The organism is Mycobacterium sp. 852002-51163_SCH5372311 (assembly GCF_001667115.1).
Lineage (GTDB): Bacteria > Actinomycetota > Actinomycetes > Mycobacteriales > Mycobacteriaceae > Mycobacterium.
Map to the genome: position 1 here is coordinate 22,265 of NZ_LZIJ01000110.1, position 26,445 is coordinate 48,709.

At 66.6% G+C, this 26,445-nt stretch carries 25 protein-coding genes; 13 read left to right on the plus strand and 12 right to left on the minus strand.

The features are described from left to right. Nucleotides 1-11 precede the first annotated feature (11 nt). Both fadD6 and A5791_RS14585 read right to left on the minus strand, forming a co-directional pair. The gene (gene fadD6 / locus A5791_RS14580; RefSeq protein ID WP_067237820.1) at nt 12-1,796 is read right to left on the minus strand and encodes a long-chain-acyl-CoA synthetase FadD6; all 1,785 of its coding nucleotides are present in this window, start codon (nt 1,794-1,796) and stop codon (nt 12-14) included. 34 nt (nt 1,797-1,830) lie between these two features. Next, nucleotides 1,831-2,403, minus strand: a complete 573-nt coding sequence (locus A5791_RS14585) for a TIGR00730 family Rossman fold protein (RefSeq protein ID WP_067237824.1) — start codon at nt 2,401-2,403, stop codon at nt 1,831-1,833. 90 nt (nt 2,404-2,493) lie between these two features. Between A5791_RS14585 and A5791_RS14590 the strand changes: the two genes are divergently transcribed. Further along, the gene (locus A5791_RS14590) at nt 2,494-4,656 is read left to right on the plus strand and encodes an AAA family ATPase (RefSeq protein WP_067237827.1); all 2,163 of its coding nucleotides are present in this window, start codon (nt 2,494-2,496) and stop codon (nt 4,654-4,656) included. Here A5791_RS14590 and dapE read toward each other — a convergent pair. Then, the gene (gene dapE, locus A5791_RS14595) at nt 4,646-5,710 is read right to left on the minus strand and encodes a succinyl-diaminopimelate desuccinylase (protein WP_067237831.1); all 1,065 of its coding nucleotides are present in this window, start codon (nt 5,708-5,710) and stop codon (nt 4,646-4,648) included. The genes A5791_RS14590 and dapE overlap by 11 nt on opposite strands. A gap of 91 nt (nt 5,711-5,801) precedes the next feature. On the opposite strand from dapE, the gene dapD reads away from it, so the two are divergent. Continuing rightward, complete coding sequence (dapD, locus tag A5791_RS14600; protein WP_156661298.1) at nt 5,802-6,764, plus strand: 2,3,4,5-tetrahydropyridine-2,6-dicarboxylate N-succinyltransferase; 963 nt, start codon at nt 5,802-5,804, stop codon at nt 6,762-6,764. 109 nt (nt 6,765-6,873) lie between these two features. On the opposite strand, the gene A5791_RS14605 is transcribed toward dapD, so the two are convergent. The 7 genes from A5791_RS14605 to sigI all read right to left on the minus strand — a co-directional run bounded on the left by A5791_RS14605 (nt 6,874) and on the right by sigI (nt 14,092). Further along, nucleotides 6,874-8,139: an MFS transporter gene (locus A5791_RS14605; RefSeq protein WP_067237835.1), complete on the minus strand. Its 1,266-nt coding sequence runs from the start codon at nt 8,137-8,139 to the stop codon at nt 6,874-6,876. Nucleotides 8,140-8,334: 195 nt separating this feature from the next. Further along, nucleotides 8,335-9,741 (minus strand): acyl-CoA synthetase, encoded by a 1,407-nt coding sequence (locus A5791_RS14610; protein ID WP_067237838.1) that lies wholly within the window; start codon nt 9,739-9,741, stop codon nt 8,335-8,337. 248 nt (nt 9,742-9,989) lie between these two features. After that, on the minus strand, nt 9,990-10,823 hold the full coding sequence (locus tag A5791_RS14615; protein WP_067237842.1) for a triacylglycerol lipase: 834 nt from the start codon (nt 10,821-10,823) through the stop codon (nt 9,990-9,992). Nucleotides 10,824-10,866: 43 nt separating this feature from the next. Next, nucleotides 10,867-11,775, minus strand: coding sequence for an alpha/beta fold hydrolase (locus tag A5791_RS14620; protein ID WP_067237845.1), 909 nt, complete (start codon nt 11,773-11,775; stop codon nt 10,867-10,869). Nucleotides 11,776-11,832: 57 nt separating this feature from the next. Continuing rightward, on the minus strand, nt 11,833-12,711 hold the full coding sequence (locus A5791_RS14625) for an alpha/beta fold hydrolase (RefSeq protein ID WP_067237849.1): 879 nt from the start codon (nt 12,709-12,711) through the stop codon (nt 11,833-11,835). 6 nt (nt 12,712-12,717) lie between these two features. Next, nucleotides 12,718-13,185: a nitroreductase/quinone reductase family protein gene (locus A5791_RS14630; protein WP_156661300.1), complete on the minus strand. Its 468-nt coding sequence runs from the start codon at nt 13,183-13,185 to the stop codon at nt 12,718-12,720. 16 nt (nt 13,186-13,201) lie between these two features. Next, nucleotides 13,202-14,092, minus strand: coding sequence for an RNA polymerase sigma factor SigI (gene sigI / locus A5791_RS14635; RefSeq protein WP_067237855.1), 891 nt, complete (start codon nt 14,090-14,092; stop codon nt 13,202-13,204). Nucleotides 14,093-14,219: 127 nt separating this feature from the next. Here sigI and A5791_RS14640 point away from each other — a divergent pair, with 127 nt between their 5' ends. After that, nucleotides 14,220-14,765, plus strand: coding sequence for a carboxymuconolactone decarboxylase family protein (locus A5791_RS14640; protein ID WP_067237857.1), 546 nt, complete (start codon nt 14,220-14,222; stop codon nt 14,763-14,765). 48 nt (nt 14,766-14,813) lie between these two features. Here the strand turns inward: A5791_RS14640 and A5791_RS14645 are convergent, their stop codons facing one another. After that, nucleotides 14,814-17,105, minus strand: coding sequence for a CaiB/BaiF CoA-transferase family protein (locus A5791_RS14645; protein ID WP_067237859.1), 2,292 nt, complete (start codon nt 17,103-17,105; stop codon nt 14,814-14,816). Beyond that, complete coding sequence (locus tag A5791_RS14650) at nt 17,102-18,577, minus strand: aldehyde dehydrogenase family protein (RefSeq protein ID WP_067237863.1); 1,476 nt, start codon at nt 18,575-18,577, stop codon at nt 17,102-17,104. Before A5791_RS14650 ends, A5791_RS14645 begins: the two co-directional genes overlap by 4 nt. Nucleotides 18,578-18,790: 213 nt before the next feature. Here A5791_RS14650 and A5791_RS14655 point away from each other — a divergent pair, with 213 nt between their 5' ends. From A5791_RS14655 to A5791_RS14700, 10 genes are read left to right on the plus strand one after another with little or no spacing between them, the layout of a single operon-like run. Beyond that, on the plus strand, nt 18,791-19,948 hold the full coding sequence (locus tag A5791_RS14655) for a cytochrome P450 (protein ID WP_369828074.1): 1,158 nt from the start codon (nt 18,791-18,793) through the stop codon (nt 19,946-19,948). Between the two features lie 3 nt (nt 19,949-19,951). Then, nucleotides 19,952-21,139 (plus strand): acyl-CoA dehydrogenase family protein, encoded by a 1,188-nt coding sequence (locus tag A5791_RS14660; RefSeq protein ID WP_067237869.1) that lies wholly within the window; start codon nt 19,952-19,954, stop codon nt 21,137-21,139. A gap of 22 nt (nt 21,140-21,161) precedes the next feature. Beyond that, a complete protein-coding gene (locus A5791_RS14665; protein WP_067237872.1) occupies nt 21,162-21,707 on the plus strand; it encodes a MaoC family dehydratase N-terminal domain-containing protein in 546 nt (181 codons plus the stop codon). Further along, a complete protein-coding gene (locus tag A5791_RS14670; protein ID WP_067237875.1) occupies nt 21,707-22,108 on the plus strand; it encodes a Zn-ribbon domain-containing OB-fold protein in 402 nt (133 codons plus the stop codon). The genes A5791_RS14665 and A5791_RS14670 overlap by 1 nt, the downstream gene beginning before the upstream one ends. Before the next feature lie 6 nt (nt 22,109-22,114). Beyond that, nucleotides 22,115-23,233, plus strand: a complete 1,119-nt coding sequence (locus A5791_RS14675) for an acyl-CoA dehydrogenase family protein (RefSeq protein WP_067237880.1) — start codon at nt 22,115-22,117, stop codon at nt 23,231-23,233. Then, nucleotides 23,230-23,679 carry a MaoC family dehydratase gene (locus A5791_RS14680; protein ID WP_067237883.1) on the plus strand — a complete coding sequence of 150 codons (450 nt, stop codon included), beginning with the start codon at nt 23,230-23,232 and terminating at the stop codon, nt 23,677-23,679. The genes A5791_RS14675 and A5791_RS14680 overlap by 4 nt, the downstream gene beginning before the upstream one ends. Further along, nucleotides 23,676-24,845: a lipid-transfer protein gene (locus A5791_RS14685; RefSeq protein ID WP_067237886.1), complete on the plus strand. Its 1,170-nt coding sequence runs from the start codon at nt 23,676-23,678 to the stop codon at nt 24,843-24,845. The genes A5791_RS14680 and A5791_RS14685 overlap by 4 nt, the downstream gene beginning before the upstream one ends. A gap of 10 nt (nt 24,846-24,855) precedes the next feature. Beyond that, a complete protein-coding gene (locus tag A5791_RS14690; protein WP_231995907.1) occupies nt 24,856-25,218 on the plus strand; it encodes an alcohol dehydrogenase catalytic domain-containing protein in 363 nt (120 codons plus the stop codon). After that, nucleotides 25,218-25,835: a TetR/AcrR family transcriptional regulator gene (locus tag A5791_RS14695; protein WP_067237893.1), complete on the plus strand. Its 618-nt coding sequence runs from the start codon at nt 25,218-25,220 to the stop codon at nt 25,833-25,835. The genes A5791_RS14690 and A5791_RS14695 overlap by 1 nt, the downstream gene beginning before the upstream one ends. After that, nucleotides 25,832-26,353 carry a GNAT family N-acetyltransferase gene (locus tag A5791_RS14700; RefSeq protein WP_067237896.1) on the plus strand — a complete coding sequence of 174 codons (522 nt, stop codon included), beginning with the start codon at nt 25,832-25,834 and terminating at the stop codon, nt 26,351-26,353. The genes A5791_RS14695 and A5791_RS14700 overlap by 4 nt, the downstream gene beginning before the upstream one ends. The last annotated feature ends 92 nt before the right edge of the window (nt 26,354-26,445 follow it).

Here is a 26,445-nt window from a genome sequence, read left to right on the forward strand (position 1 = left end):
GACGCGCGCTTTCAGCCCTTCGGCCGCTGCCCGGCTGCTACTTCCTCGGGATATTCGCCGTAGAACGGCACGTAGCCCTCGTCGCGGCCGGCCAGCACGTACAACGGGTCGTTGACGTCGGAGCCGTAGGCCTGGTCGCGCAGCTCCACCTTGCGGCTCTTGAAGGTCGACGTGTGCTCCATGGTCTCGACCACCCGCACGAACAGCGGCAGCGCATAGGCGGGCAACTGGTCATAAACGGTGCGGGCCAGGGACTGGCCGTCGAATTCGGCACCGTCGCGCAGCTGGACGGCGGCCATCCCGGCGCGGCCGCCGGTGCGCGGGATCTCGACGCCGTAGACGGTGCACTCCTCGACGATGGCGTCGGACCCCAGCGCCGCTTCGACCTGCGTGGTGGCCACGTTCTCACCCTTCCAGCGGAACGTGTCGCCAAGCCGGTCGACGAACGCGGCATGACCCATTCCCTGCGGGCTCAGCACGTCACCGGTGTTGAACCAGCAGTCGCCCTCCTTGAAGGCGTTGCGCACCAGCTTCTTTTCGCTCGACGCCTTGTCGGTGTAGCCGTCGAACGGCGCCAGCCGGTTGACCGGGCTGAGCGCCAGTCCCGGCTGTCCCGACGGAACCCGGCGCACCCGACCGTTCTCGTCGCGCAGCGGTGCGCCGGTGTCCGGGTCGTACTCCACGTAGGCCAGCGGTGTCGGCGAGATGCCCGTGGTCCTGGGCACGTTGAAGATGTTGATGAACGCGGTGTTTCCTTCGCTGGCGGCGTAGAACTCGCACACCCGCTCGATGCCGAAGCGTTCGGTGAACTCGTCCCAGATCTCGGGCCGCAGCCCGTTCCCGGCGATCACGCGCACATTGTGCTTGCGGTCGGTCGGCTTGGGCGGCTGGTTGAGCAGATACCGGCAGAGCTCACCGATGTAGATGAACGCCGTGGCGTCGTTGGCAATGACCTCGTCCCAGAACCTCGACGCCGAAAACGACTTGCCAAGTGCCAGGGTCGATCCCGAGTTGATCACCGACGACACCGCGACGGTCAGCGCGTTGTTGTGGTACAGCGGCAGGCAGCTGTACAACGTGTCAGAGCCTTTCAGACGCAACCCCAGACCGCCGAAACCGGCCAGGGCGGCCAGCCACCGGCGATGGGTCATCACGCTGGCCTTCGGAAAGCCGGTGGTGCCTGACGTGAAGATGTAGAACGCGGTGTCTTTGGCCAGCACAGCCGAAGCCGACGCCGGGTTGGTGGCCGGAGCGCTCACCGCGAATCGCTCCAGGTCCTCGATGGTCAGGGTCTCGGTGGCCCCGGCGCCGCCGGACTCGGTGACGGCGCTGACCAGGTCGGTCTCGGCGACCAGCGCCTTGGCGTCCAGCAGGCCCAGGCTGTGCGCCAGCACCTCGCCGCGCTGGTGGTAGTTCAGCATGCCGGCGATGGCGCCGCACTTGACGGTGGCCAGCATCGTCAGCACCGCGTTGGGCGAATTGCGCAGCATGACGCCCACCACGTCGCCGTGGCCGACGCCGCGCGCGGCCAGCACCGCGGCATAGCGGTTGACGGTCGCATTGGCCTCGCCGTAGGTCAGTTGCTGCTCGCCGAATCTCAAGAAGACCCGGTCGGCGTACCGGGCCGCCCGCTCCTGAAACACCGTGCCGATCGACTTCTTGGAGTTCGGCTGGGCCGACAGGCCGGTCAGCGCCCCGCGCAGGATCACCGGCAGGTCCGCCAGGACGCCCGGCACCCGAGTGGCGATATCGGTCAGCCTGACCGCGCTGCGCGCTCCGCCGTCGTGATCGGACACGTGATCCCTCCTTGGGGCAGTTCGCCGATCGACCTCAGGCGGGTCCGTCCGGCTGGCACTCCTTGATTGCGGCACCCACCTTATCGACCAGCACCAACCGATCCATCGCTAGCTGCGAGATGTATCCGTCGTCGAGCAGTCGGTTCAGCCAGACCCACAAGTCTTCGTAATGCCCCCAGGGGTCGAGCATCACGATCGGCTTGTCGTGCAGGCCGAGCACGCCCGACGTCCACGCGTCGAACAGCTCGTCGACGGTCCCGATGCCGCCCGGCAGCGTGATGAACGCATCGGCGCGGTCGGTCATCACTTGCTTTCGCTCGCTCATCGTGTCGGTGACGATCAGCTCGTCGGCGTTGGTGTCGGCGATCTCGCGCCGCATCAAGGTTTGCGGGATCACGCCGACGGTCCGCCCCCCGCGAGCCCGAGCGCCGCTGGCCAGCGCTCCCATGGCCGAAACACGCCCGCCGCCCCACACCAACGTCCAGCCCCGCTCGGCGATTGCCTCGCCGAGGTCGGCGGCGAGCTCGAGCAAGTCTGGATGCGTCGGCGTGGCAGCGCAGAACACACAAACCGCCCACTCGCTGGAGGATTCGCGTTTCGGGCGCATACCCGCCAAAGGTAAACCAAGGTCTGCGCCACCCACAGTCGGGGCCAGCGCCCATGCCGTCCGGTCACCACACGCCATAAGATTCGGCAGGTGCCGATTCGGTGGAACGTTCCGGAACATGAAGCCGCCTTAGAGCAGCTGAAGGGCAGCCTGGCGACCGGGGCTGCGGGTGGTGCCGCCGTACTCGGACCCGACGGCGTCGGCAAATCCACGCTGGCCCGACTGGCCGCCGAACACTTCACCGGCGAGCACCCGACCACGGTCATCCGCTGGGTCACCGGCACCCCGACCGAACGCGTGGTCCCGTTCGGCGCCTTCAGCCATCTGGTGGAGATCGCCGACCTCGGCAAGCCGGCCGCGCTGCTGCGGGCGGCCCGTGCTTCGCTGGCCCGCGATGGTCGTGAAGGCGACTTGCTGCTCGTCGTCGACGACGCGCATCACCTCGACGTCTTGTCGGCCACCCTGGTGTACCAGTTGGCGCTGGGCGGCGCGGCCCGGATGATCGTCACGGCTCGCGCTGACGCGGCGCCGGACGCCATCGCGGCGCTGTGGACCGACGGGCTGCTGGACCGGATCGACATCGAGGCGCCGGGCGGGGCGGTCAAGGCGTCCGGGCCGTCCGGACCGGCCGGGCCCCCCGAGGTCGACGCGTTCATCGCCGAACTGCCCGCGGCCGCTCGGTCGGTACTGGACTACCTCGCCGTGCAGGAGCCGTTGTCGCTGGCCGATCTGACCGTCCTGGCGGGTGAGGGCGCGGTGGCCCAGGCCGAGGAGTGGGGCGCGGCGGAAACCCGGGTGCCCGGCGGACGCGCGGTCGACCCGATGGTCTACACGGCACACCCGCTCTTCGCCGAACGGGCGCTCGCCGCGCTCGGTGCGGAGGGCGCGCGCCGGCGGCGCACCGAGTTGGTGACTCTGCTGTCGCAGCACCCGCCGGACCATCTCAGCGACCGGCTGCGGCTGGCGTCGCTGGCCCTCGACAGCGACGCTCAGCAATCGGTGGACGAGGTGGTCGAAGCCGCCCAGCAGGCGCTGCGGCTGGGCGACATGGTGCTCGCCGAGCGGTTCGGGCGTTCGGCGGTGGATCGGTCGGGCGGACTGGCGGCGCGCCTGCCACTGGCATACGCCCTGAGCTGGCAGGGTCGCGGTCGCGAAGCGGGCGCGGTGCTTGCGGCGGTCGATCCTGCCCAATTGTCGGAGACCGAACTGATGGCCTGGGCGGTGCCGCGCGCCGCGAACCAGTTCTGGATGCTCAGCGAGCCCGAGCGGGCGACGGCCTTCCTGCAGACCACCCGCAACCGGGTCACCGACCCGGCAGCCCGCAGCAGCCTCGATGCGCTGACCGCCACGTTTGCGATGAATGCCGGAAACATCAAGCGCGCCATCGCATTAGCCACCGAGGTCCTCTCGGGCCCGCCCGCCGGCGACATGGCCGTCGCCTGGGCGGCCAGCGCGGGTGTGTTGTGCTCCGCTCGGATGGGCCGGTTCGACGACGTCGAACGGCTTGCCGAGCAGGCCTCGACCGCCGAGCATCCAGGGCTACTGCGATTCACCGTCGGCCTCGGGCAGATCACGGCGTTGCTGATGGCCGGCGAGATCCCGCAGGCGCAGCAACTGGCTCAGCGGTTCACCGACTTCGCCGAGCTGCAGCAGCCCGGCCGCGCCATCGGCGAGGTGTTGTTGGCACACGTGTTGCTGGTTCGTGGCGAATTTTCCTCGGCAGCATCGCTTTTGGGGCCGGCAGCCGCCACCCTGGAGCGCACCGGCTACTCGTGGGGTCCGCTGTCACTGATGTTGTTGGCGACGGCCCTGGCCCGGCAGGGCGACATCCCCGCATCCGCAAAGGCATTGCGGCGCGCCGAAACTCGGCACGGAACCAAGTCGGCATTGTTCGCGCCCGAACTCGGACTGGCGCGCGCGTGGACCCGTGCGACGGCGCGCGACACCACCGGCGCGATCAGCGCCGCACGTGACGCGGCCCGGACGGCGGAGCGTGCCGGGCAGTTTGCGGTGGCATTATCCGCCTGGCACGACGCCGTTCGGCTGGGCGACATCCGCGCCGCCGACCCACTTGGCCGGCTGGCCGACGAGATCGACTGTGTCGTAGGCAGGATCGCGCTCGCGCACGCCCGAGCGTTGAGCGCCGGTGACGGCGCGGCGCTGCAAGCGGTGTCGGACGGCCTTGCGGCCGTTGGGATGCGGGCGGCGGCCGCCGATGCCGCCGCCCAGGCGCAGCGGGTTCTCAGCCGATGAGATAGCCGCGCAGCATCTCCACTGCGCCGGTGATCTTGTCCACCTGCACCCGCTCGTCGCGGCGGTGCGCCAAATTGGGATCGCCGGGTCCGTAGTTGACCGCCGGTATGCCCAAGGCCGCGAACCGGGCCACGTCCGTCCAGCCGTACTTCGCACGCACCTGCCCTCCGGCAGCTTCCACCAAAGCCTTTGCCGCGGGCTCGGATAGGCCGGGCAGCGCACCCGCCGCCGCGTCGGTCTGCTCGATCTGCACGTCGAGCCCCTCGAAGACGTCATGCACGTGCTGCAGCGCCTCGGGTACCGACCGGTCGGGGGCAAACCGGAAATTCACCGTCACCGAAGCCGCGTCGGGAATGACGTTGCCGGCCACACCACCGTCGACGCGCACCGCCGACAGCCCCTCGCGATATGTGCATCCATCGATGTCGACACTGCGGGCCCGGTAGCCGGCCAGCCGGTCCAGCACCGCGCCCAGCTTGTGAATTGCGTTGTCGCCCAACCAAGACCGTGCCGAGTGCGCGCGCGTTCCGGCGGCACTGATCACCACCCGCAGCGTGCCCTGGCAGCCGGCCTCGATATAGCCGGCGGTGGGTTCGCCCAAAATTGCCACGTCGGCCGTCAACCAGTCCCGCAACTCACGTTCGATTCGGCCCAAACCGTTTGCCGCCGCGTCGATTTCCTCGCAGTCGTAGAACACCAGTGTCAGGTCGTGGGCGGGTTCGGTCACGCTGGCCGCCAGATGCAGGAAGACCGCGTCGCCGGATTTCATGTCCGCGGTACCACAGCCGTGCAGCTCGCCGTTCGCCAGTTGACTAGGCAGGTTCCCGGCCGCGGGCACGGTGTCCAGATGTCCGGCCAGCAGCACCCGGGTCGGCTTGTGCAGCGCAGTGCGAGCCAACACGGCGTTGCCGTTGCGGATGATTTCGAAGCCGGACGTCTGGGCGCGCAGCGCCGCTTCCACCTCGTCGGCGATGCGCGCCTCGTCGCGTGATTCGCTGGGGATGTCGACGAGCGCTGCGGTCAGCTCGATCGGGTCACCGCGCAAGTCCAGCACGGTCTCACCCTACTTCGGCGAGCAGACACAGAATCGCACTACCGGAGGCTCCGGGATGCGATTCCGTGTCTGCTCGGCGAGCAAAGTAGCGTTGTCGAACGTGACTGGCGCTGCAGGTATTGGGTTGGCGACGCTCGCCTCCGACGGATCGATCCTCGACACCTGGTTTCCCGCACCCGAGCTCACCGAACCGGGCCCCGAAGCGACCACTGCCACCACCCGACTGGCCGTTTCCGACGTTCCTGCCGAGCTGGCCACGCTGATCGGCCGCGACGACGACCGCAGCGTCGAGATCGTCGCCGTTCGCACGGTCATCGGCTCGCTGGACGACGTCGCCGCCGACGCTTACGACGCCTACCTGCGGTTACATCTGCTCTCACACCGGCTGGTGGCACCGCACGGGCTCAACGCCGGCGGCTTGTTCGGGATATTGACCAACGTGGTGTGGACTAGTCGCGGCCCGTGCGCGATCGACGGCTTCGAGGCGGTGCGGGCGCGGCTGCGCCGTCACGGACCGGTGACCGTTTACGGCGTCGACAAGTTTCCCCGCATGGTCGACTACGTCATGCCGACCGGGGTCCGCATCGCCGACGCCGACCGGGTGCGACTGGGTGCCCACCTGGCGCCGGGCACCACCGTGATGCACGAAGGCTTCGTCAACTACAACGCGGGCACACTGGGCGCGTCGATGGTGGAGGGCCGCATCTCGGCGGGCGTGGTGGTCGGCGACGGTTCGGATATCGGCGGCGGTGCTTCGATCATGGGCACGCTGTCCGGCGGTGGCACGGAGGTGATTTCGATCGGCAAGCGGTGTCTGCTGGGCGCCAATGCCGGGCTGGGCATCTCGCTGGGCGACGACTGCGTCGTCGAAGCCGGCCTGTATCTCACCGCGGGCACCAAAGTCGCCATGCCCGACGGCAATTCGGTCAAAGCTCGGGAGCTGTCCGGCAACAGCAACCTGCTGTTCCGGCGCAATTCGCTGAGCGGGGCGGTCGAAGTGGTGGCCCGCGACGGTCGGGGCATCGCGCTCAACGAGGATCTGCACGCCAACTAGCCCCGATGGTGGCGACCCGCATCACCCGGCTGCGCCGCGCTCGCGATCGCCACTAGACCCCGATGGTGGCGACCCGCATCACCCGGCTGCGCCGCGCTCGCGATCGCCACTAGCCCACTGCGAGCGCGGTCCCATAGGTTTCCGGGAGCAGATAGGTGCACACCAGGCTGGTCATCACCAGGATGGCCAGCATCAGCCCGATGGCCCAGCTGCCGTAGGTCGCCAGCAGCGTTCCGGCGATCAGCGGCGGCGAGGCGCTGCCAACGAGTCCGGCCAGGTTCTGCGCCAGCGCCGAGCCACTGTAGCGGTAGCGGGTGGCGAACAGCTCCGGGATGAACGCTGCGGTAGGCCCGGAGCCGATCGCGGCGGCGGTACACATGCCGACGATCGCCACCGCGTACAACACAGGTTTGCCGGTATCCAGCAGCGGCATCACCACCAGCGACCACGGCAGACATGCCGCCCAGCCCGCCAGCATCACGCGACGGCGCCCAAGCCGGTCGCACAGAATCGCCGCCAAGGCCATGAACGTCATGCTCGCGAACCCGCCCAGCGCCCCCACGGACCAGATGAAGTTGCGCGAGTAGCCCAGATGCGAGTGGGCGTAGATGGCCAGATAGGTGTTGGCCATGTAGATGAACCCCAAAGCGCCGACGATGCTGCCCGCGACCAGCAGGATCTCGCGGCGCTGCAGCCGCAGCAGCTCGGCGATGGGTGCTTTGGGTACCAGGTTGCGAGCCTTCTCCTCGGCGAACACCGGGGTCTCGTTGATGTTGAGTCGTACATAGAGGGCGATGACGATCAGCACCCCGCTCAGCAGGAACGGCACCCGCCAGCCCCACTGCAGGAACGCCGGGCTGTGCTCGCCGATGGTCAGGTTCACGCCGAGGAACGTCGCGCTGCTCAGTACCGCCGCGATACCGCCGCCTATCAGGGTGAACATGCCGTATCTGCCGCGTTTGTCGGGCGGCGCGTATTCGGCGCTCAGTAACGCCGAGCCCGCCCACTCGCCGCCGACGGCGAAGCCCTGCAGCAGCCGGAACGCGACGAGCATCAGCGGGGCGGCCGTACCGATGGCCCCGGTGCTGGGTACCAGACCGACGCCGACCGTCGACACAGCCATGATCAGCAGCGTGGCGACCAGAGTCTTCTTGCGCCCCAGCCGATCTCCGAAGTAACCGAAGACGGCCGCGCCGAGCGGGCGGGACAGAAACGCCGTCGCGAACGTGCCCATCGAAGCGATCGTGGCGACTCCGGGTCGCAGGTCCGGGAAGAACACCGCGGGAAAAACCAGCGCCGCTGCGGTTCCATAGATGAGGAAGTCGTAGAACTCGATTGCCGAACCGACCAGACACGCGGCCGCCACCCGTCTCATCGGGGTGACCCCCGCGCCGGCAGCGATCGTCACAGCGGAGTCATTTGTTCTCGGGCCGGCCGGCTGCGTCACACCACGACGGTATGCGACGGTCGGCCGGCCTTACCAATCGGTCGCGAGCGTGCGTAGTTGTACCGCGACACGCCGTGAAACGTGTACAAACACGCACGCTCGCCACGGCGGTGGATATGCCGCTCAGTCTTCGGACAGCAGCTTCTTCTTGAGCACCTTGCCCATCGCGTTGCGCGGCAGTGCGTCCACCACCCGCACCTCGCGCGGCCGCTTGTGCGCTGAAAGTTGCTCTGCGACAAAGTCGATCAGCCCGTCGGCGTCGACACCCGAAGAGGAGCCGACGACGAACGCGACGATTCGCTGGCCCAGATCCTCGTCGGGCAGGCCGACGACGGCCGCCTCCTCGACCTCCGGATGTCCCAGCAGCGCCGTCTCAATCTCGCCCGCGCCGATGCGGTATCCGCCCGACTTGATCAAGTCCACCGATTCACGTCCCACAATGCGGTGCATTCCGCCGGCGTCGACGACGGCGACGTCCCCGGTGCGGTACCACCCGTCGGCGTCGAACGCCTCGGCGGTGGCCTCCGGGCGATTGAGGTAGCCGTCGAACATCGTCGGGCCGCGAACCTGAAGCTTTCCAACGGTTTCCCCGTCGTGCGGCACCGGCTCGCCGTTGTCGTCGACCAGCCTGGTCTGCACACCAGACAACGGCAGGCCCACCCATCCGGCGCGCCGCTCGCCGTCGGCCAGGGTGGAAAGCGTGATCAGCGATTCGGTGCTGCCGTAGCGTTCGACGGGCTGGTGACCGGTGAGCTCGACCAACCGGTCGAACACCGGCACCGGCAGCGGGGCACTGCCGGACACCAGCAGTCGCGCGGGCCGCAGCGCCTCGGCCGCTGCCCGGTCGGCAACGACGCGAGACCACACGGTGGGAACTCCGAAATATAGTGTGCCGCCGGCAGATCCGTAACCGGCCGGCGTCGGCTTCCCGGTGTGCACGAAGCGATTCCCCACCCGCAGCGATCCCAGCAACCCCAACACCAGTCCGTGCACGTGAAACAGTGGCAACCCGTGCACCAGCACGTCGTCGGGCGTCCACTGCCAGGCGGCAGCCAACGCGTCCAGGTCGGCGGCGATCGCGCGCCTGCTCAGTTGCACACCCTTCGGCAGCCCGGTGGTGCCCGAGGTGTAAATCACCATCGCGGTGGCATCCGGTGGCGGCTCGGGGTAACGGTGCCAGGAGCGGGCGTGCAATCGCACCGGAATATGCGGCAGGCCTTCCGGTTGGTCGGGTACCGGGCCCAGCCATGCCTGCGCTCCCGAGTCGGTGAGCATGTGCCGGCGTTCGGTGACGCCGATGTCGGCGGGAACTGGGACGACCGGCACGCCGGCGATCAGGCAGCCGGTGATCGCAAGCACGGTCGGCGCGCTCGGCGTGGCCAGCACCGCGACCCGATGGGCACCGGCAACCCGCTCAGCCACCGACGTCGCGGCGCCCACCAAGTCGCTGCGGCTCAACACGACACCGTCGATGCGCACCGCGTCGCCGAGGTCGGTGGCGGCAGCGGGATTCAGCGAGGCTAGCAGCACGTCAGCGAGGCTACCTGGGACGCTCCGCCGAGTAGCGTTTCGCGCCGCGAAGTCTTCGGTGTGAAGCCTGGGCGTTGCGGGTGAAGCCTGGGCGTTGGCCGTGAAGCCAGGGCGGAAACATGGCCGGAAGGCCGCCCTGCCTTCACCCACAAAGCCATGAGCTCACACGCAAATCCCACGATTCACACGCAAAGCCGAGGATTCACACGGAAAGCTCGAGACAGCGCTCTGAATAGCCCCTGCTACGGCTACGCCAACCGCAGCCGCGAGTCGACCTGTCGCTCAGGCCTGTCCGGGCGGGGGTACAGCGGCCGCAGCACCGGCGGCGGCCGGAACGGCGTCCATTGGCCGAGCGGCTGGGCGAGCCGGTCCGCGATGGCCCAGACCACGGCCGCATTGTGGCCGTAGCCGATGTGGCTGGCCAGCACCGCGATGTTCTCCGCACGCGCGGACGGCGTTTCTAAACACGTCTGCCAAGCGACGATGCCGTCGTAGCGCGAGTAGATCGAGGTGGCCGGCACCGGCAACGGCTCGGCTTCCGATTCCAGCGGCAGGGCGGGCCGATCGACGTGCAGGTGTGCATAGCGGTTGAAGCTTCGTGTGGCTCGGGACTGGCGTGCGTCCTCCATCCGGAACGGGCTGCCGAGGGTGATCACTTGGCGCACCGAGGACGGCTCACGGCGAGCCATCGCGCGCGCGAAGATGCCGCCCAGACTCCAGCCGATCAGGCTGATCGGAGCGTCGTACCGGGTATGCAGCTCGTGCAAGCGATCGGCCATTCCGGCCACCGCGTTGGCTGTCGGGCCGAGGTTGCGCCCAAGCCCCCAGCCGTGCACCCGGTATCCGAGGCGGCGCAGGATGCGGCGCAGCGTCCAGGTGGACCCGTCCGAAGCGAGGAAACCGGGCAGTACCAGCACCGGATGCCCGTCGCCGGTGGGCAGCGCCCGGTGCAGCGGCAAAGCCGTCATCAGCGCCCCGTACTCGGCCATCGCACGCGGTACATCGCTGAGATAGAGGCCCAGCGAGGGCACCTCGACGCGGGTAGCGGGGTTGAAAGAGGGCTTGGAAAAGGGCTGGGCCATAGCTACGAGCGTGACATACCGCACAGCTTTCAGCGGCAGGAATTCAGGCCCGCTCGTCCCAGATCTTCATCAGCGTGGCCAAGATCTCTTCGCCGCGCCCGAGCCCGGCGAGATGACTCTCCTCCGGCAAATGGAACAGTTCGGCATCGGGCAGCCGGGCAACCACGTGCTCACCGTGTGCGAACGGAATGATGTGGTCGTGGTCGCCGTGCCACCACCGGACGGGGACCTTCACCTCGTCGAGCCGGAATCCCCAGTCCTTGGCGAACAGGATGACGTCGTTGAACGGCGCGGCCAGTTGCTTGCGGCTCCCGTTGAGCAGGTCGTCGAGGAACATGGCCTTGAATTCAGGTCGGGTCAGCAGGTGCCGGTCGGCTTCGGGCGAGAGCCGGGCATACACCTCGAGCGCGGGGGATGCGACCGGCCGGATCGCCTGGACCAGCATGCTCGCGCCTATCCGCAGCGGGTTGCCCCCGAACTTCAGCAGCGGCGCGACCCGCAAACCGAGGTTCATCGCGCCGCCACTGATCGCGTCCGGACCGCGTGTCGGCGCCACCCCACCGAGCACTCCGGCCACCACCACCCGATCGGGCAGCCTCGCGGCGCAGGCGAGGGCGTAGGGGCCGCCACCGGAGAGTCCGACGACGGCCATTTTGTCGATTCCGAGCGTGTCCGCGATGGCCCGCAGGTCGTCGGCGAACGCGGAAATGGTCTCGTAACGGTGTGGTGTGGACGCGCCGATGCCGGGCCGGTCGATGCCGATCAGCCGGACGCCGTGGTGGTCGGCGTAAACCCGCGCCTCGGTCGGAATCTGCCGGCGCGCGCCCGGCGTGCCGTGCAGCCAGAACACGGGACGCCCCTGCGGCGCGCCGAACTCGGCGAAGCCTATCTGGCGGTCTTCGCCGACGGCGATGTTTCCTTCGAGCTTGGGACGGGCTATCGCGACGGTCATGCCGAGCAGCTTTGCATGCGGGTTGCCTCGTGACAAAGCTGCGGTAAAAGCGGCTGATCAACTCGGCTGCTGCACAAAAGACTCAAGCGCTGAAGACACCAGGCCAGGGTCATCGCACATGGGAAAGTGGTTGCCGCGGCGAATCTTCAGTTGGCGTGCCGTCGGAAACAACGCCTTCCACCGCGGCTGAAACCGCAGCGGATCGTTGAACTGGCCGAAGATGGTCAGCAGTGGCCGATCGGCCAATGACCCGCGCAGCGCACTGTCCACTTCGGCGTAGAGGGCCTCGGCGCGGCACGCATCGGCGAAGTAGGCATGCCAGGCGCGCCGCGCCGACGCGTCAATGCCTGCCCGAAAGACTGCGCGGTCCGCGCGGCGCCAGTTCCGGCCGACGCCGAAGGCCGTCGAGGTCACCCGAGCAAGCACGTTGGTGGCCACGTCCAGTTCACGGACAGGACCACTACCCATCAAGGCGAGCATGCCTCTAAACGCCGGACCCGATGGCCTCCATGCGAAACAGTTCACCGCCGCCAGTGCGGCGATGCGGTCGGCGCGGCGGGCTGCGGCCAGGAACCCGGCCGGACCGCCCAGGTCATGGGCGACCAGGGTGATGTCGCGCAGCTGCAGCGCATCGATGACCGCGGTCACTGCATCGCCCGCCTGGGCAAGCGTCGGCGCTGTTGGCAGCCGGTCGCTGAGCCCGCAACCGGGTGCATCGACGGTGACACATCGAAAATCGTTCTGCAGACGCAGCAAGACGTCACGCCAGACGAAGCTCCAGCTGCCGACGTGAACGAATACCAGCGTCGGCCCCCGGCCCGTGTCGGTGACCGCGATGCGGCCTTGGTCTTGACTCAGCGTGGATGTCTGCCAGGGCCAGGCCGACGACGGCAGCCAGGTTGGCCGATCAAGTGTGGCAAGTGTTTTCATAGCGATACCTCGTTATTGATTGGTTGTCCGCAGAAACAGGTACTGCTTGATACCCAGTAGTCTGAATCCGAGCCGGTTGATGGCGTTGAATGATTGCTTCACAACAGGTTTCGCTTCCGCAGCAGCGACGAACTGTGGTTGTGTGGCGGGGTAACTCTTGCCGCTCAGCTGAACAACGCACCGTCCGGCGACCCGGACATTGCGCGCCCAGTCGGACCGATTGCCGAACGACAGTGGAATCACGATCGTGTTGCCGGCGACGCCGGCGCCCGTTGGGGTCATGTACAGCTTGCCGGACCGGCGGCCGACATGATGGATCCGGGCGATCAGCGGTACGAACCGTCGTCCGGCAAGCACGCCGACGAACGGGTTGAGCAATTTCGACAACGGCCCAAGGACCAGCCTGACGATCAGCGATGGCCCCACCGGAACTGACCACAAGCCCATCGCGTCCGAATTTGGTTGTGCTGCTGTGCTCATTGCGAATCTCCCTCGATCAGCTCCGCCGCCCTGCGCCACCGAGTTCGGCGCGCAGCGGTCCGAGCGTTGACGGCTGCACCAACACATGGATTTTCGTGATTCGGCAGTCGTCTATCGCCAAGGCCAGAACGCCGACAAGTTTGCGCTTGACGAATGCCAGCACCGCGGTTTCACCGCACACCGGCTGGGTCACCAGAACATGTCCGGGTTGACCCCAGAAGTGCAGAATGTTTCGGCCGACGCGTTCGGCGCCGACGACGACAATGCCACTGCGAGCATCGATTTCACCCGAAACATCCGCGTCCAGCACCTCGAGCAGCGCGTCCAAGTCCCCATTTGAACACGCATCGATGAATGCTCTCGTGACGACCTGGTGCTGGACTGGTTCCACTCCGGGTGACCTGACGCGGGATTCGTTGATCTTGCGCCGAGCCCGATGCGCCAACTGCCGGCAGGTAGGCGCCCGGCTGCCAACTGTCGCTGCGATCGTGTCGTAGGGCACCTGGAAAATGTCGTGCAGCACGAATGCCACCCGCTCTGCGGGGCTGAGGCGTTCGAGCATGATGAGCAGAGCCAACCGGACCTCGTCGTCGAGGGTCACCCGGTCAGCGGGATCGATTGATGACGCGCTTCGGTGGCCAAATTGCTGCTCGCCCATGTCATGCGGGCGTTCGCGACGCGACGAGGCCGACTTGATGTGATCTAGACACAGCCGGCTGGTCACCACGATCAGCCAGCCACGTTCGTCATTGATATCGCCAATTGGCGCCTGCAACAGGCGAAAGAACGCCTCCTGCACCACATCTTCGGCCGCCCCGATGTCGCCGAGCATACGAAATGCGAGGTCCACCAGATACGCACGATGCGCGCGCCACGCATCAGTTACCTGATCGTACTGAGGATTCATGAAGCTAAAGGACGCGATAGCCCAGCGGAATGTGACACGCGGTTGTCGCATTCAGTCACATTTCGTTGCGCTGTGCCGTCCTTCCAGTCTTGTACGCATACCGTCCGACCCGGGAGAAGTGAGAAAAATGAGCCGGATACCCACACACACCGTCGACGATGCCCCGCCGGCTTGCCGCCCTCTGCTCGAAAACGTCATCCAGTTCTCGCCGACGGGACGGCCGCTCAATCTGCACGGCCAGATGGCCCACTCCCCCGCGGTGCTTGTCGCGTACACGTCACTGCGGACGGCGGCCGCCGAACATGGGACCGTCGGACCGCAGCTGTCTGCAGCGCTGATGCTGGCAGCGGCCAGCGCGGTCGGCAACGACTATGTCGTCGCGATCACCAGCCGGCTGGCACAGCTCGCGGGGTGGAACGACGAGCAGATTGTTGCGCTGTGCGCGGGCACCGCGACGACCGACGCAAAGGTCGACGCGATCGCCGGCCTGGTCAGAGAGGCAACCGCCCACGCCGGGAAGGTGAGCGATGCTACCTGGAGCAGCGCAATCGACGCCGGCTGGAACGACGAACAGCTCACGGAGGCCTTCACCTATCTCGGTCTCGCAGTGTTCACCGCGTACTTCCTCAACTACGCGCAAACCGATCTCGATGTGCCGGTGGAGCCCCGCTAAGGTGGTGATCCGCGGCGCCCGGCGTGACAAAGCTGCTGGCGATCGCCACTATGCGTTGAGCACGCGCTCGCCGATGACCCGCTGCTCACGCAGGACGCCGACCTCGTCGTCGGAAAGACCCAGACCGCGCAGGATCTCGTCGTTGTGCTGGCCGAGGGTGGGCGGGGCCGTGCGATGGTGTCGCGGCGGGCCGGGGCTGATGCGGAATGGCCACCCGGGGTAACGGCGCGCTCCGGTGACCGGGTGTTCGAATTCCTCGTAGAACCCGCGGGCATCGAGCTGCTCGATGTCATACATCTGATCGGACTTGACCAGTTGCTCGGCCGGAATACCTTGTGCCCGTAGGGTTTTGATGATTACGTCGGGAGGCTGCGTGCGGGTCCAGCCGGCGACCAGCTGGTCGAACACATCGTGGTCAATCAGCTCGTCGTCGGGTAGCGACAGCGCGACCCAGCAATCTTCGACGCTGGTCGGATAGACGCCCTGCAGGCAGCCGCGCCGGCGGTTGCCCGCCCGCGGCGGGACGACACCGGTCAACGAGTACTCGATCACCGGTTCGGCGGCCAGGCAGGCAGCGACCTCGATCTGCGCGATCTCGATCAATTGCCCCTCACCGGTGCGGCTGCGGTGCTCGAGCGCGGCGAGCAATGCGATGGCAGCGTGCACGCCGACGACGGGATCCGCCGGCCCTTGCAGGTTGCACGGCGGACCGTCGGGGTAGCCGGTTGCCGCCGACATGCCCGACGTCTGCTCGATGTTCAGCGCCCATCCGACGTAGTCGCGCCACGGGCCGTGCAGCCCGAATCCGGGCATCCGCACGGCAATCACGTCGGGCTTCAGCGATACCAGCGAGTCGTAATCCAGCCCGAACTGCTCGACCACCCGCGGCGAAAAGTTCTCTACGACAACGTCGGCGTGCGCGGCCAACTGGCGGGCGATCTCACGGCCGCGCTGCGACGTCAGGTCGAGCGTGAGATCGCGCTTGTTCAGGTTGGTGGCCTGCCAGAGCGCACTGCGTTCGTACCAGTCGTCACCCTCGAAAGGAAATGCGCCCGAGTAGCGGTGCCCGTCGGGTCGCTGGATGGACTCGACCTTGACGATGTCGGCACCGAACGCCCCGAGGTAGCAGGTCAGATACGCACCCGCCCAAAATGTGGACAGGTCCAACACCCGAAGTCCCGCGAACGGCAGTGAACCTGCTGTGGGACGGAGTGATTCGCTTGGGCAGGTCCACGACGCCGGCGGCGTTCCGAGGGCGGGCGCCGGACTAGGCTGTGCCACCGGGGTTTTGGAGCACCGGAACGGTGCTCCGGGGCGTTTGAAGCCCGCCTGCTTTACGAAGAACCCGCGCTCGGCGTACTGCGGGCACGTCAGCACCGTGGCACCGTCGTTGACCGGCGCCGCGGGAATGCGCATCGCCTGGCTGAGCTCCACGATTTCTGCGACGGTCCGCTCGGCCAGCAGGGGTTCGGCCTTGGCGAAGAACTCGGCACGCTCCGGTCCGCCCAGCATGATGGCGATCTGATGCTCGCCGAACTCGGGCAGTCCGAGCATCGCGCACACGTCGAGCCAGTGCTGTCCGGTGAGGCAGTTGATGCCCACCCATCCGTCGGCGGCGCGGACGACGCCGAGCATGGGCGCCGAACGACGGTTGGGCGGCAGGCCGAGGCTTCGCATCCGCTCAGCCATCAGCATTGGATACGGCAGCGTCGACAGCAGCGACTCCATTTCGGAAACGTCGATCTCTCTTACCATCTCGGCCGACGGCAGCCGCAGCGCGGTCAGCGCGCCCAGCGCACCGTAGGCACCCGCGATGTACTCGGTGATACGGGCCCCGGCCTGCACCGGCGGACGGTCTGGATCTCGGTCACTGATCCAGCCCGCCGCCCCCTGCAGGGTCAGCGGTGTGGCCGGCCGGTGACGCCAGGGTCCGCACTGGCCGAACGCAGAAATGCGCAGCAGCACCAGGTTTGGGTTGAGTGCGTGCAGCACGTCACGATCCAGTCCCCAGCGTTCCAGCGTTCCGGGCGGTTGATTCTCGATCAGTAAGTGCGCTCCGGCGATGAGGTGACGAGCGGCCGCGATGCCGTCGGGCTCTGACAGATTGATTGTGGCGCTGCGCTTTCCGGCGTTGAGGTATTCGAACAACCCGCCTCGTTCCGGATCCGAAGGGCCCGCGGGACTCAACGGAAAGGGCCCCCATCGCCGCAGCGGGTCTCCCCCGGGGGGCTCTACCTTGATGACCTCGGCACCGAGGTCGACGAAAAGCTTTGCGGCGTAGGGACCCGAGATCTCGGAAGCGATTTCGACGACGTGGAGCCCGGAGAGGGGTCCTGTCACGCGGGAACCCCGATGGCCTTCTTCTCCATGTACTGGTGCAGCCCGCCGATGCCTCCGCCCTCGCGACCCAGCCCGCTCAGCTTGAATCCGCCGAAGGGCGCGTCGCCGGGGCCGACGCCGTTGACCGCGATCTGGCCGGTGCGGATGCGTCGGGCCACCCCGACGGCGCGGTCGGTATCGGTCCCCCACACAGCACCGGAAAGCCCATACCGCGAGTTGTTCGCTATCGCGACAGCGTCGTCGTCGTCGCGGTAGCGCAGCACCGTCAACACCGGTCCGAACACTTCTTCCTGGGCTATCGTCGAATCCTGGTCCACATCGGTGAGAATCGTTGGCTCGAAATAGAATCCGACGTCCAGGCCGGCCGGCCGGCCGCCGCCGGTCACCAGGTTCGCTCCCTCGCTGAGGGCGCCGTCGACGTGCGCCTGAACTCGCTCCCGCTGCGCCGCGCTGATCAGCGGCCCCATCTGCACGTCGGGATCGGTGGGGTCGCCTACCTTCACTTGGCGGGCCAGCGCGACGAGCCGGTCGACGACGTCGTCGTGCAGCGAGTCGGGAACAAGCAAGCGGCTGTGCAGGATGCAGGCCTGGCCGGCATGCATGGAACAACAGTCGAACAGCATCTGCTGCAACATCTCGTCGGTGACCACCGTGTCGTCGAGGATGATGCTCGCCGACTTACCGCCTAGCTCCAGCAGGATCCGCTTCAGGCTGTCGCCCGCCGCAGCCATGACCTGGCGGCCCACCGCCGAACTGCCGGTAAAGCTGATCATGTCGATGCGCGGATCCGTGGTGAGCAGCTTGGCGGCCTCGACGCCGGACGGCGTGACGACGTTGACCACGCCCGGCGGGATGTCGGTGTGCTCGTCGATGAGCCTGGCGAGCGCGAGTCCGGCCAGCGGCGTCAGCGGTGAGGGTTTCAGGACGACCGTATTGCCTGCTGCCAGAGCATTATTCAGCTTCATGACGTTCAGGCAGTGCGGGAAATTCCACGGCGTCAGGATCGATACGACGCCGAGCGGCTCGTGGCGCAGCAAGGTCCTCCCCGCGCCGATCCCAGTGACCTCCTGGTCGGTCAGCTGCGTGGCGAGCTGGGCTGCATGCATGGACATGAATGCGGCACCGTCGATTTGCATGATCCGCTCGTTCGCGGTGCAGCCCCACTCCACCTGCGAGAGCGCCGCGAACTCGTCGGCGTGTTTCATCAACGCGTCACCGAGCTGGTTGAGGCACGCGGCGCGCTCCTGATGGCTCATGGCGCCCCACGGACCGCTGTCGAAGGCCCGTCGCGCGGCGCCTATCGCCTCAGCGACCTGGCCGACACTCGCTTCCGGCGCGGTGGCGATCGCCTGTTCAGTGGCCGGCGAAATGTCGTCGTAGCGACCGTCCTCCGGCTCGACCCAGCGCCCGTCGATGTAGAGCTGGTAGGTGTCGACAAATTTCGAAGGTACTGCAATTGCTTGCTCGGTCATCTGCTACCTCACCAACATCAGTCATTTAAACATTTGGTGTACACCTGCTGGACGACGACGTCAATCGCCGACGACGTGAATTCCCCGCGATATCAAGATGTTGTGCCTGTATTGACAGTTGGGGCCAGCTCAGAGTAGACACAGTTTGCAGGACAGATTGACCCAATCTGTCGGATCATCGCGAGGGGGCCGCCCGTGCGCACGCCATTTCCGCTGCACTCCCCCGATTTCTACGCCGGCGACCCCTACCCCGCGTACCGCGAGCTGCGCGCCACCGAGCCGGTGTGCTGGAACGACGTCACCAACTTCTGGGCACTGCTGAAGTACGAGGACATCCGCTTCGTGTCGAGCAGTCCGGCCCTGTTCTCCTCGACCAAGGGCATCACCATCCCGGACCCGGCGCTGCCCAACCCGGTGCAGGAGGGCGCCCTGATCTTCACCGATCCGCCGCGGCACCGGCAGATGCGCAAGCTGATCAACTCGGGCTTCACCCGGCGCCGGGTGGCCGTACTGGAACCCAAAATCCGTGAGATCGTGCGGGGCGTCCTGGACGGCGTCGAACCCGATTCGGTGCACGAGTTCGCCGAAGAGATCGCGGCTCCGCTGCCGACCCGCATGATCGCCGAGCTGATCGGCGCGCCACCCGATGACTGGGAGCAGTTCCGGGCTTGGTCGGATGCGGCCACCGGCACAGCCGACCCCGAGATCGAGCTGGAGCCTTTGGTGGCGGCCGGCCAGCTCTTCGAGTACTTCCAGAAACTGATCGCCGCCCGCCGTGCCGAGCCACGCGACGACTTGCTATCGGTATTGGCCGAGGCTGAGATCGACGAGCACAGGCTCACCGACGAGGACCTGCTCAACTTCGCGTTTCTGCTGCTGGTGGCCGGCAACGAGACCACCCGCAACTTGATCGCGCTGGGCACACTGGCCCTTATCGCACATCCCGACCAGTGCCGCCTGCTGGTCGACGACCCCGCGCTGATCCCCGGCGCCGTCGAGGAAATGCTGCGGTGGAACAGCCCGGTGGTCCACATGGCCCGTACCGCGACTGCCGACGTCGAGATCCGCGGGCAGCTGATCCGCGCCGGTGACGTGGTGGTGATGCTGTACGGCTCGGCCAACCGGGACGAGGAGATATTCGGTCCCGACGCCGAAGAGTTCAAGGTGACCCGTCATCCCAACCCGCACATCGCGTTCGGATGCGGCGAACATTCCTGCGTCGGAGCGCAATTGGCGCGTCTGGAGGCGACGGTGTTGTTCGAGGAATTGCTGCGCCGCTTCCCCAAGCTTGAGCTCGTCGGTGGGGTGGACCGGATGCGGGCCACCATGGTTCCCGGGGTGAAGCGCATGCCGGTACGGCTGGGGAGCTGAGGCATGCACCTCGAATACACGCCCGAACAGGAGCAGTTGCGCGCCGAGATCCGAGCCACGCTCGAGCAGGTGATGACGCCGGAGCGCATCGCCGCGATCAGCGATCGCATCGAAGGTGGTCCCGAGGTGCGCGAATGCGTACGCGCGCTGGCAGCGGCCGACCTGCTCGGTGTCGGGTGGCCGAAAGAGTATGGCGGACGCGGATTCTCGGCGATCGAACAGTTCATCTTCGCTGAAGAGGCGCGACGGGTCAACGCACCGATACCGCTGGTGACGCTCAATACTGTCGGGCCGACCCTCATGCAATACGGTTCCGAAGAGCAGAAGCAGAAGTTTCTGCCGGCGATTCTGGACGGCAGCGTGGAGTTCGCGATCGGTTACTCCGAGCCGGAGGCGGGCAGCGATTTGGCGTCGCTACGCACCACTGCGGTTAGAGATGGTGACGAGTACGTGATCAATGGCCAGAAGATGTTCACCAGCGGCGCCGCCTATGCCGACTACATCTGGCTGGCTGCCCGCACCGATCCGAACGTCAAGAAGCACAAGGGGATTTCCATCTTCATCGTGCCGACGACGTCGCCCGGGTTCTCCTGGCGGCCGCTGCACACCATGCCGGGCATCTCCACGTTCTACACCTTCTACGACGACGTGCGGGTTCCGGCCAGTGCGATCGTGGCCGGCGAGAACCTCGGATGGCAGCTGATCACCACGCAGCTGAACTTCGAGCGAGCCGCCCTGGGCAATCTCGGCGCACTCGAGCCGCTGTTCGAGAAGACACTGCAGTGGGCTACCACCACCGAGTTGGATGGCGGGCGCGTCATCGACCAGCCCTGGGTGCAGCTGGCGCTGGCCCGGGTCGAGGCGCAGGTGGCCGCGTACAAGCTGGTGAACGTTCGGGTGAACGCGGCGATGACGAAAGGCATGCTCAACATGGGGGAGGCGTCGGCCGCCAAGGTGTTCGGCACCGAGCTGACCCAGCAGGTGGCGCGCGAACTGCTGGAAGTGCTCGACGGCAACGGAATACGCCGCGGCACCGAAGCTCCCCTACGCGGCGCGCTCGAATCCGCTTACCGGATGGCGGTGATCAACACCTTCGGCGGCGGCGCAAACGAACTTCAGCGCGACATCATCGCGATGGCGGGTTTGCTCATGCCGCGAGCACCTCGTGATCTTCGGACCGCAAAAGCATGATCCTTCAGGAGGAAAGTGACAGATGACCGACACAGAAACCGTCAGCGCCAAGGTGCGGGCGCTCGTCGGCCAGCCCACCGGTGGCTCCGGAAAGCCCTCGGTGGCACCGGATCCCGTCAATCAGCCGATGATCCGGCACTGGGCCTACGCGCTGGCTGACATGAACCCGGTGTACCTCGACCCGGAGTTCGCAGCAGCCTCGCGGTTCGGCGGTATCGTGTCGCCCCCGGTGATGCTGCAGACCTGGACGATGCCGTCTCCGATCCTCGAGGGAATCGGTGACCGCGGCGGCGCACCCGTCGAAGTCAGATCCAACCCAACGGCATTCCTCGACGAGGCCGGCTATACCAGCACAGTGGCGACCAACTCGGAGTTCGATATCGAACGGTACCCGAGGCTGGGCGACATCATCAGCGCGACAACGGTCTACGAGTCGGTGTCCGACGAAAAGAAGACGGCGCTGGGTACTGGTTTTTTCCTGACCTGGCTGACCACCTACACCGACCAAGATGGCGAGGTGCTGGGCCGGCAGCGATTCCGGGTGTTGCGATTCAGGCCGGAGCGCTGATGGCTACCCGACTGCCGCCGACCATCAGCGCGGACACCGAATTCTTCTGGAATGGGTTGCGGGACAACAAAGTCCTGATCCAGCGCTGTGACGGGTGCGGGGAGCTGCGGCACCCACCCCGCCCGATGTGCCCCACCTGCCGCTCCCTGGACTGGGATGCGGTTGAGTCGTCGGGCCGCGGCACCGTGTACAGCTACGTGATGCCGCATCATCCACGGTTCCCTTTTTTCGACTATCCCTACATCGTCGTACTGGTGGAACTCGAGGAAGGCGTGCGGCTGGTGTCGAACCTGACCGACATCGACCCGTCCGACGTGACGGTCGGAATGCCGGTCGAGGTTTACTACCGATCCTTCGACGGGGACCTGGTGCTGCACCAGTTCCGGCCGGCAAAGAGGTAGCGCCCGATGGACTTTACGTTCAGCGAAGAGCAGGAGACGGTCGCCAAGCTCGCCCGTGACTTGTTTGAGCGCCGCGCCACCCCGGAACGGTTGACGGAGTTGGAATCCGGCGGCATGCGCTACGACAAGGCGTTGTGGCAAGAGCTGGCGGCCGCTGATCTGCTGGGTATCGCGTTGCCGCAGTCGGTGGGCGGGAATGGCGGCGGCTTTGTCGAACTGGGGGTGCTGCTGGCCGAGGTCGGGTGGAGCGTGGCGCCGGTACCTGCCTACCCGACGCTGTTGCTGGGCGCCGATCCCATCGCCCGATTCGGCAATGCCGAGCAACAGCAGCGGTTTTTGCCAGGGGTGATTGCCGGAACCCGCATCCTCACTGCCGGTCTGTGCGAGCCTGAACGTTCGGATCCGCTGACGCCGGCTACCACGGCGCGACGCGACGGGTCGCGATGGCGGCTCGACGGCACCAAAGAGTTGGTGCCCGCCGCCCAGATCGCCGACACGCTGCTGATCCCGGCCCGCCTGGAAGACAGCGACGTCGGCTTGTTCCTGGTGACCACCGACGCGAGCGGCGTGGAGATCCGGCCGGTGAAGACCACCAACGGCGAACCGCACGCCGGCGTATTCCTCGACGGCGCACCAGTTTCCGACGAGGACCGGCTGGGCGCACCCGGCGAGCAACTGGTCGAGTCGCTGCACACTCGCGCCCTCGTGGGGTTGTGCGCAATTCAGGTCGGCGTGGCCGAGCGGGCCTTGCGAATGGCCGCCGCGTACACCACGCAGCGTGAGCAATTCGGCCGCCCGATCGGCAGTTTCCAGGCGGTGCAACAGCGGATGGCCGACGCTTTCATCGACGTCGAGGCGATCCGCTGGACAACCTGGCATGCGGCTTGGCTGATCGCGAACGGAAGGCCCGCCGACCGCGCCGCGCGGATTGCGAAATTCTGGGCCGCCGAGGCCGGCGCCCGCGTCGCTGCCACCACCCAGCAAGTGCACGGCGGCATCGGGATCGACACCAGCTATCCCCTGCACCGCTACTTCCTGTGGGCCAAACACAACGAACTCACCCTCGGCCCGGCAACTGCCCAGCTGGCCCGCCTCGGCGCAACGTATTCGGAAGGACACCCATGACGACTGCCAGGCACGACACGTTGAAGTGGGCCGACATAGCGGTGGGCGACGACGTGACGGCGCTCGAAATCCCCATCACCACAACGATGATCGTCGCCGGAGCGATCGCTTCCCGCGACTTCATGCCGGTGCACCATGACCGCGACTACGCCAACAAGCAGGGCTCGCCTAACTTGTTCATGAACATCCTGACCACCAACGGATATTGCGTGCGCTTCCTCACCGACTGGGCCGGCCCGGAGGCGATGGTCAAGAATTTGTCGATTCGCCTTGGCGTGCCGTGCTTTCCGGACGACCCGCTGCGTTTTACCGGCAGCGTCACCAGCAAGACCGAGGGAAACGGTGGAGAAAATTTCGTCGAGGTGACATTCCAGGGCGCTAACAGCCTGGGGAATCACGTTTCGGGCACCGCGGTCCTCAGCCTGCTTGACGGAGCCGGCGTATGAGTAGCACGCTGCCCGGCGCCACCGCCATTGTGGGCATCGGCCAGACCGAGTTTTCCAAAGAATCCGGCCGCAGCGAACTGCAATTGGCGTGCGAGGCGGTCAGCGCAGCCTTGGACGATGCCGGCCTGGCGCCCGCCGATGTCGACGGCATGGTCACGTTCACCATGGACTCCAGCGACGAGATCGACATCGCCCGCAACGTCGGAATCGGAGACCTCAGTTTCTTCAGCCGCGTCCACCACGGCGGCGGCGCCGCAGCCGGCACCGTCGTGCACGCGGCGATGGCCGTCGCCACCGGTGTCGCCGACGTGGTGGTGTGCTGGCGCGCGTTCAACGAGCGTTCCGGCTTCCGGTTCGGCGGAAGCGGACGCACCAGCGCCGAGACCCCGCTGTTCATGGCGCACTACGCCCCGTTCGGATTGCTCACTCCCGCAGCCTGGGTCGCGCTGCACGCGCAGCGCTACATGTCGACATACGGCGTCACCAACGAGGACTTCGGCAGGATCGCCGTCGTCGACCGTGCGCATGCGGCAAAGAACCCCGATGCGTGGTTCTACCAACGCCCCATCACCTTGGAAGACCATCAGAATTCGCGCTGGATCATCGAACCCGTGCTGCGGCTGCTGGATTGCTGCCAGGAGAGCGACGGCGGCGTCGCCCTCGTCGTCACCAGTGCCGAGCGTGCCCGCGACCTCAAGCAGCCGCCGGCGGTGATCACTGCGGCGGCTCAGGGCGCGGCCGCCAACGGCGAGATGATGACCAGCTATTACCGCGAGGACATCACCGGTCTCCCCGAGATGGGCGTGGTGGCCCGGCAACTGTGGCGTGATTCGGGGCTCAAGCCTCAGGACATTCAAACCGCATTCATCTACGACCATTTCACGCCGTTCGTGTTCACCCAACTCGAGGAACTCGGCTTCTGCGGGCGCGGAGAGGCCAAGTACTTCGCGACCGTCGAGAACCTGTCGCTGGGCGGCACACTGCCGATCAACACCAACGGCGGACTCCTCGGCGAGGCGTACATTCACGGCATGAACGGCATCACCGAAGGCGTGCGTCAGGTGCGGGGCACGTCGCACAACCAGGTCGACGATGTCGAACACGTACTGGTTACTTCGGGCACCGGTGTGCCGACCAGCGGCCTGATCCTCGCTCGGTCCGACTGAGGAGACCAACGTGCCCAAAATCGCTGTGTTGACCGCACCTGGCGGCCCGATCGAGCTGGCCGAGTTTCCGCTCACCACACCGGCTCCCGGAACCGCAGTGCTCAAACTTCGCATGGCCGGCATCTGCGGATCCGACTTGCACATCTTCCGCGGAGAGCTGCCGCTGCCGTGTCCGTTCGCCATGGGCCACGAAATGGTGTGCGAGATAGCCGAACTCGGCGAGGGACTGACCAACGACGCCACCGGAACGCCCCTCGCTGTGGGTGACCGCGTTGTCACTCTGATGCCCGAGCCATTCCACTTGGCCGAGGTCAACGACGCATTCGCCGCCGCCGATGCGGGTTTGGTGCCCCGAGGAGCTCTGGTGCCCTGATGACCCAATCGCCTGCCTTCACCCAAGCGACCGAGACCCGTGAACTCATCCTCGAGTCGGCGTACGCCTGCTTCCGCAAGTACGGCCTGCTGAAGACAACGATCGTCGATATTGCCAAGGAAGCCAACATATCCCGCAGCACGATCTACGAGTACTTCCGGGACAAGGGCGCCATTCTGGAAGCCTGTGCCGAGCAGGCTTCCGAGCAGTTCTACCGTGAGATGTCCAGAGCGATGGACCGGGGCAGCTCCCTGGAGGAAAAGCTCTCTTATGCAGCGGTATTCGTGACCCAGGCCCGACGGGCGATCGCCTCGGAAGAGTACTTTGACGAGGACGCGATCAGCTTGCTGCTGACCAAGGACGCCGCGGTGCTGTTGCGCGAATGCGTCGACTTTTTCGCGCCGTATCTTTCGGCCGCCAAACTCACCGGCGAAGTTCGAAAGGACCTCGACGTCGAGTCTGCGGGAGAATGGTTCGCGCGCATACTGTTCTCGCTGTTCAGTACGGCTTCGCCGATACGCGATATGGACGATCCCGATGTGGTTGCCGAGTTCGTCCGTGCGCACGTGGTCCGCGGCTTCGCGAGCGAACGCCCGCGGCCCAGGCGCCAAGGGTGACGGAGATCCGCCCGGCCGCTCCAGAGGATGCCCTGGCCGTAGCCCGCGTGCACGTGCGGGCCTGGCAGGTGGCCTACCGGGGACTGATCGCACAGGCCTACCTGGACAGTCTCAAACCCGAAGTCTGGGCCGCCAAATACGCTTTTCACCGCACCGGACCAGAGTCGCCGACGACCTTGGTCGCGGTGACCGGCGAAACTGTCTGCGGCCTGGCCATGTTCGGGCCCTATCGAGGCGTAGAGTTGCCGCATAGCGCTGAGCTGCTAGCGATCTACGTCGACCCTGATCATTGGGACACTGGCGTGGGGCGGAAGTTGATCGTCGCCACCCGAGAGCAGTTGCGCCGACACGGTTTCACCGAGGCCGCGCTGTGGGTGCTGGATGGCAACGCGCGTGCGCGACGGTTCTACGGACGCGACGGATGGAGCCGCGACCGCGGTCGGCAGACGAAAACCATTGCGGGGGCGCAGATGGACGAAGTGCGCTACCGACGCGGGTTAGGTGATCGGTCGGCGTAGTCCCTTCTGTCACTGTAGCTTCAGTGGTCACATCGCGGCAATTCTTGTCAGTGGGTCTCCATAAGATTCTGGGCATGGGTTCGAGCAGTCGT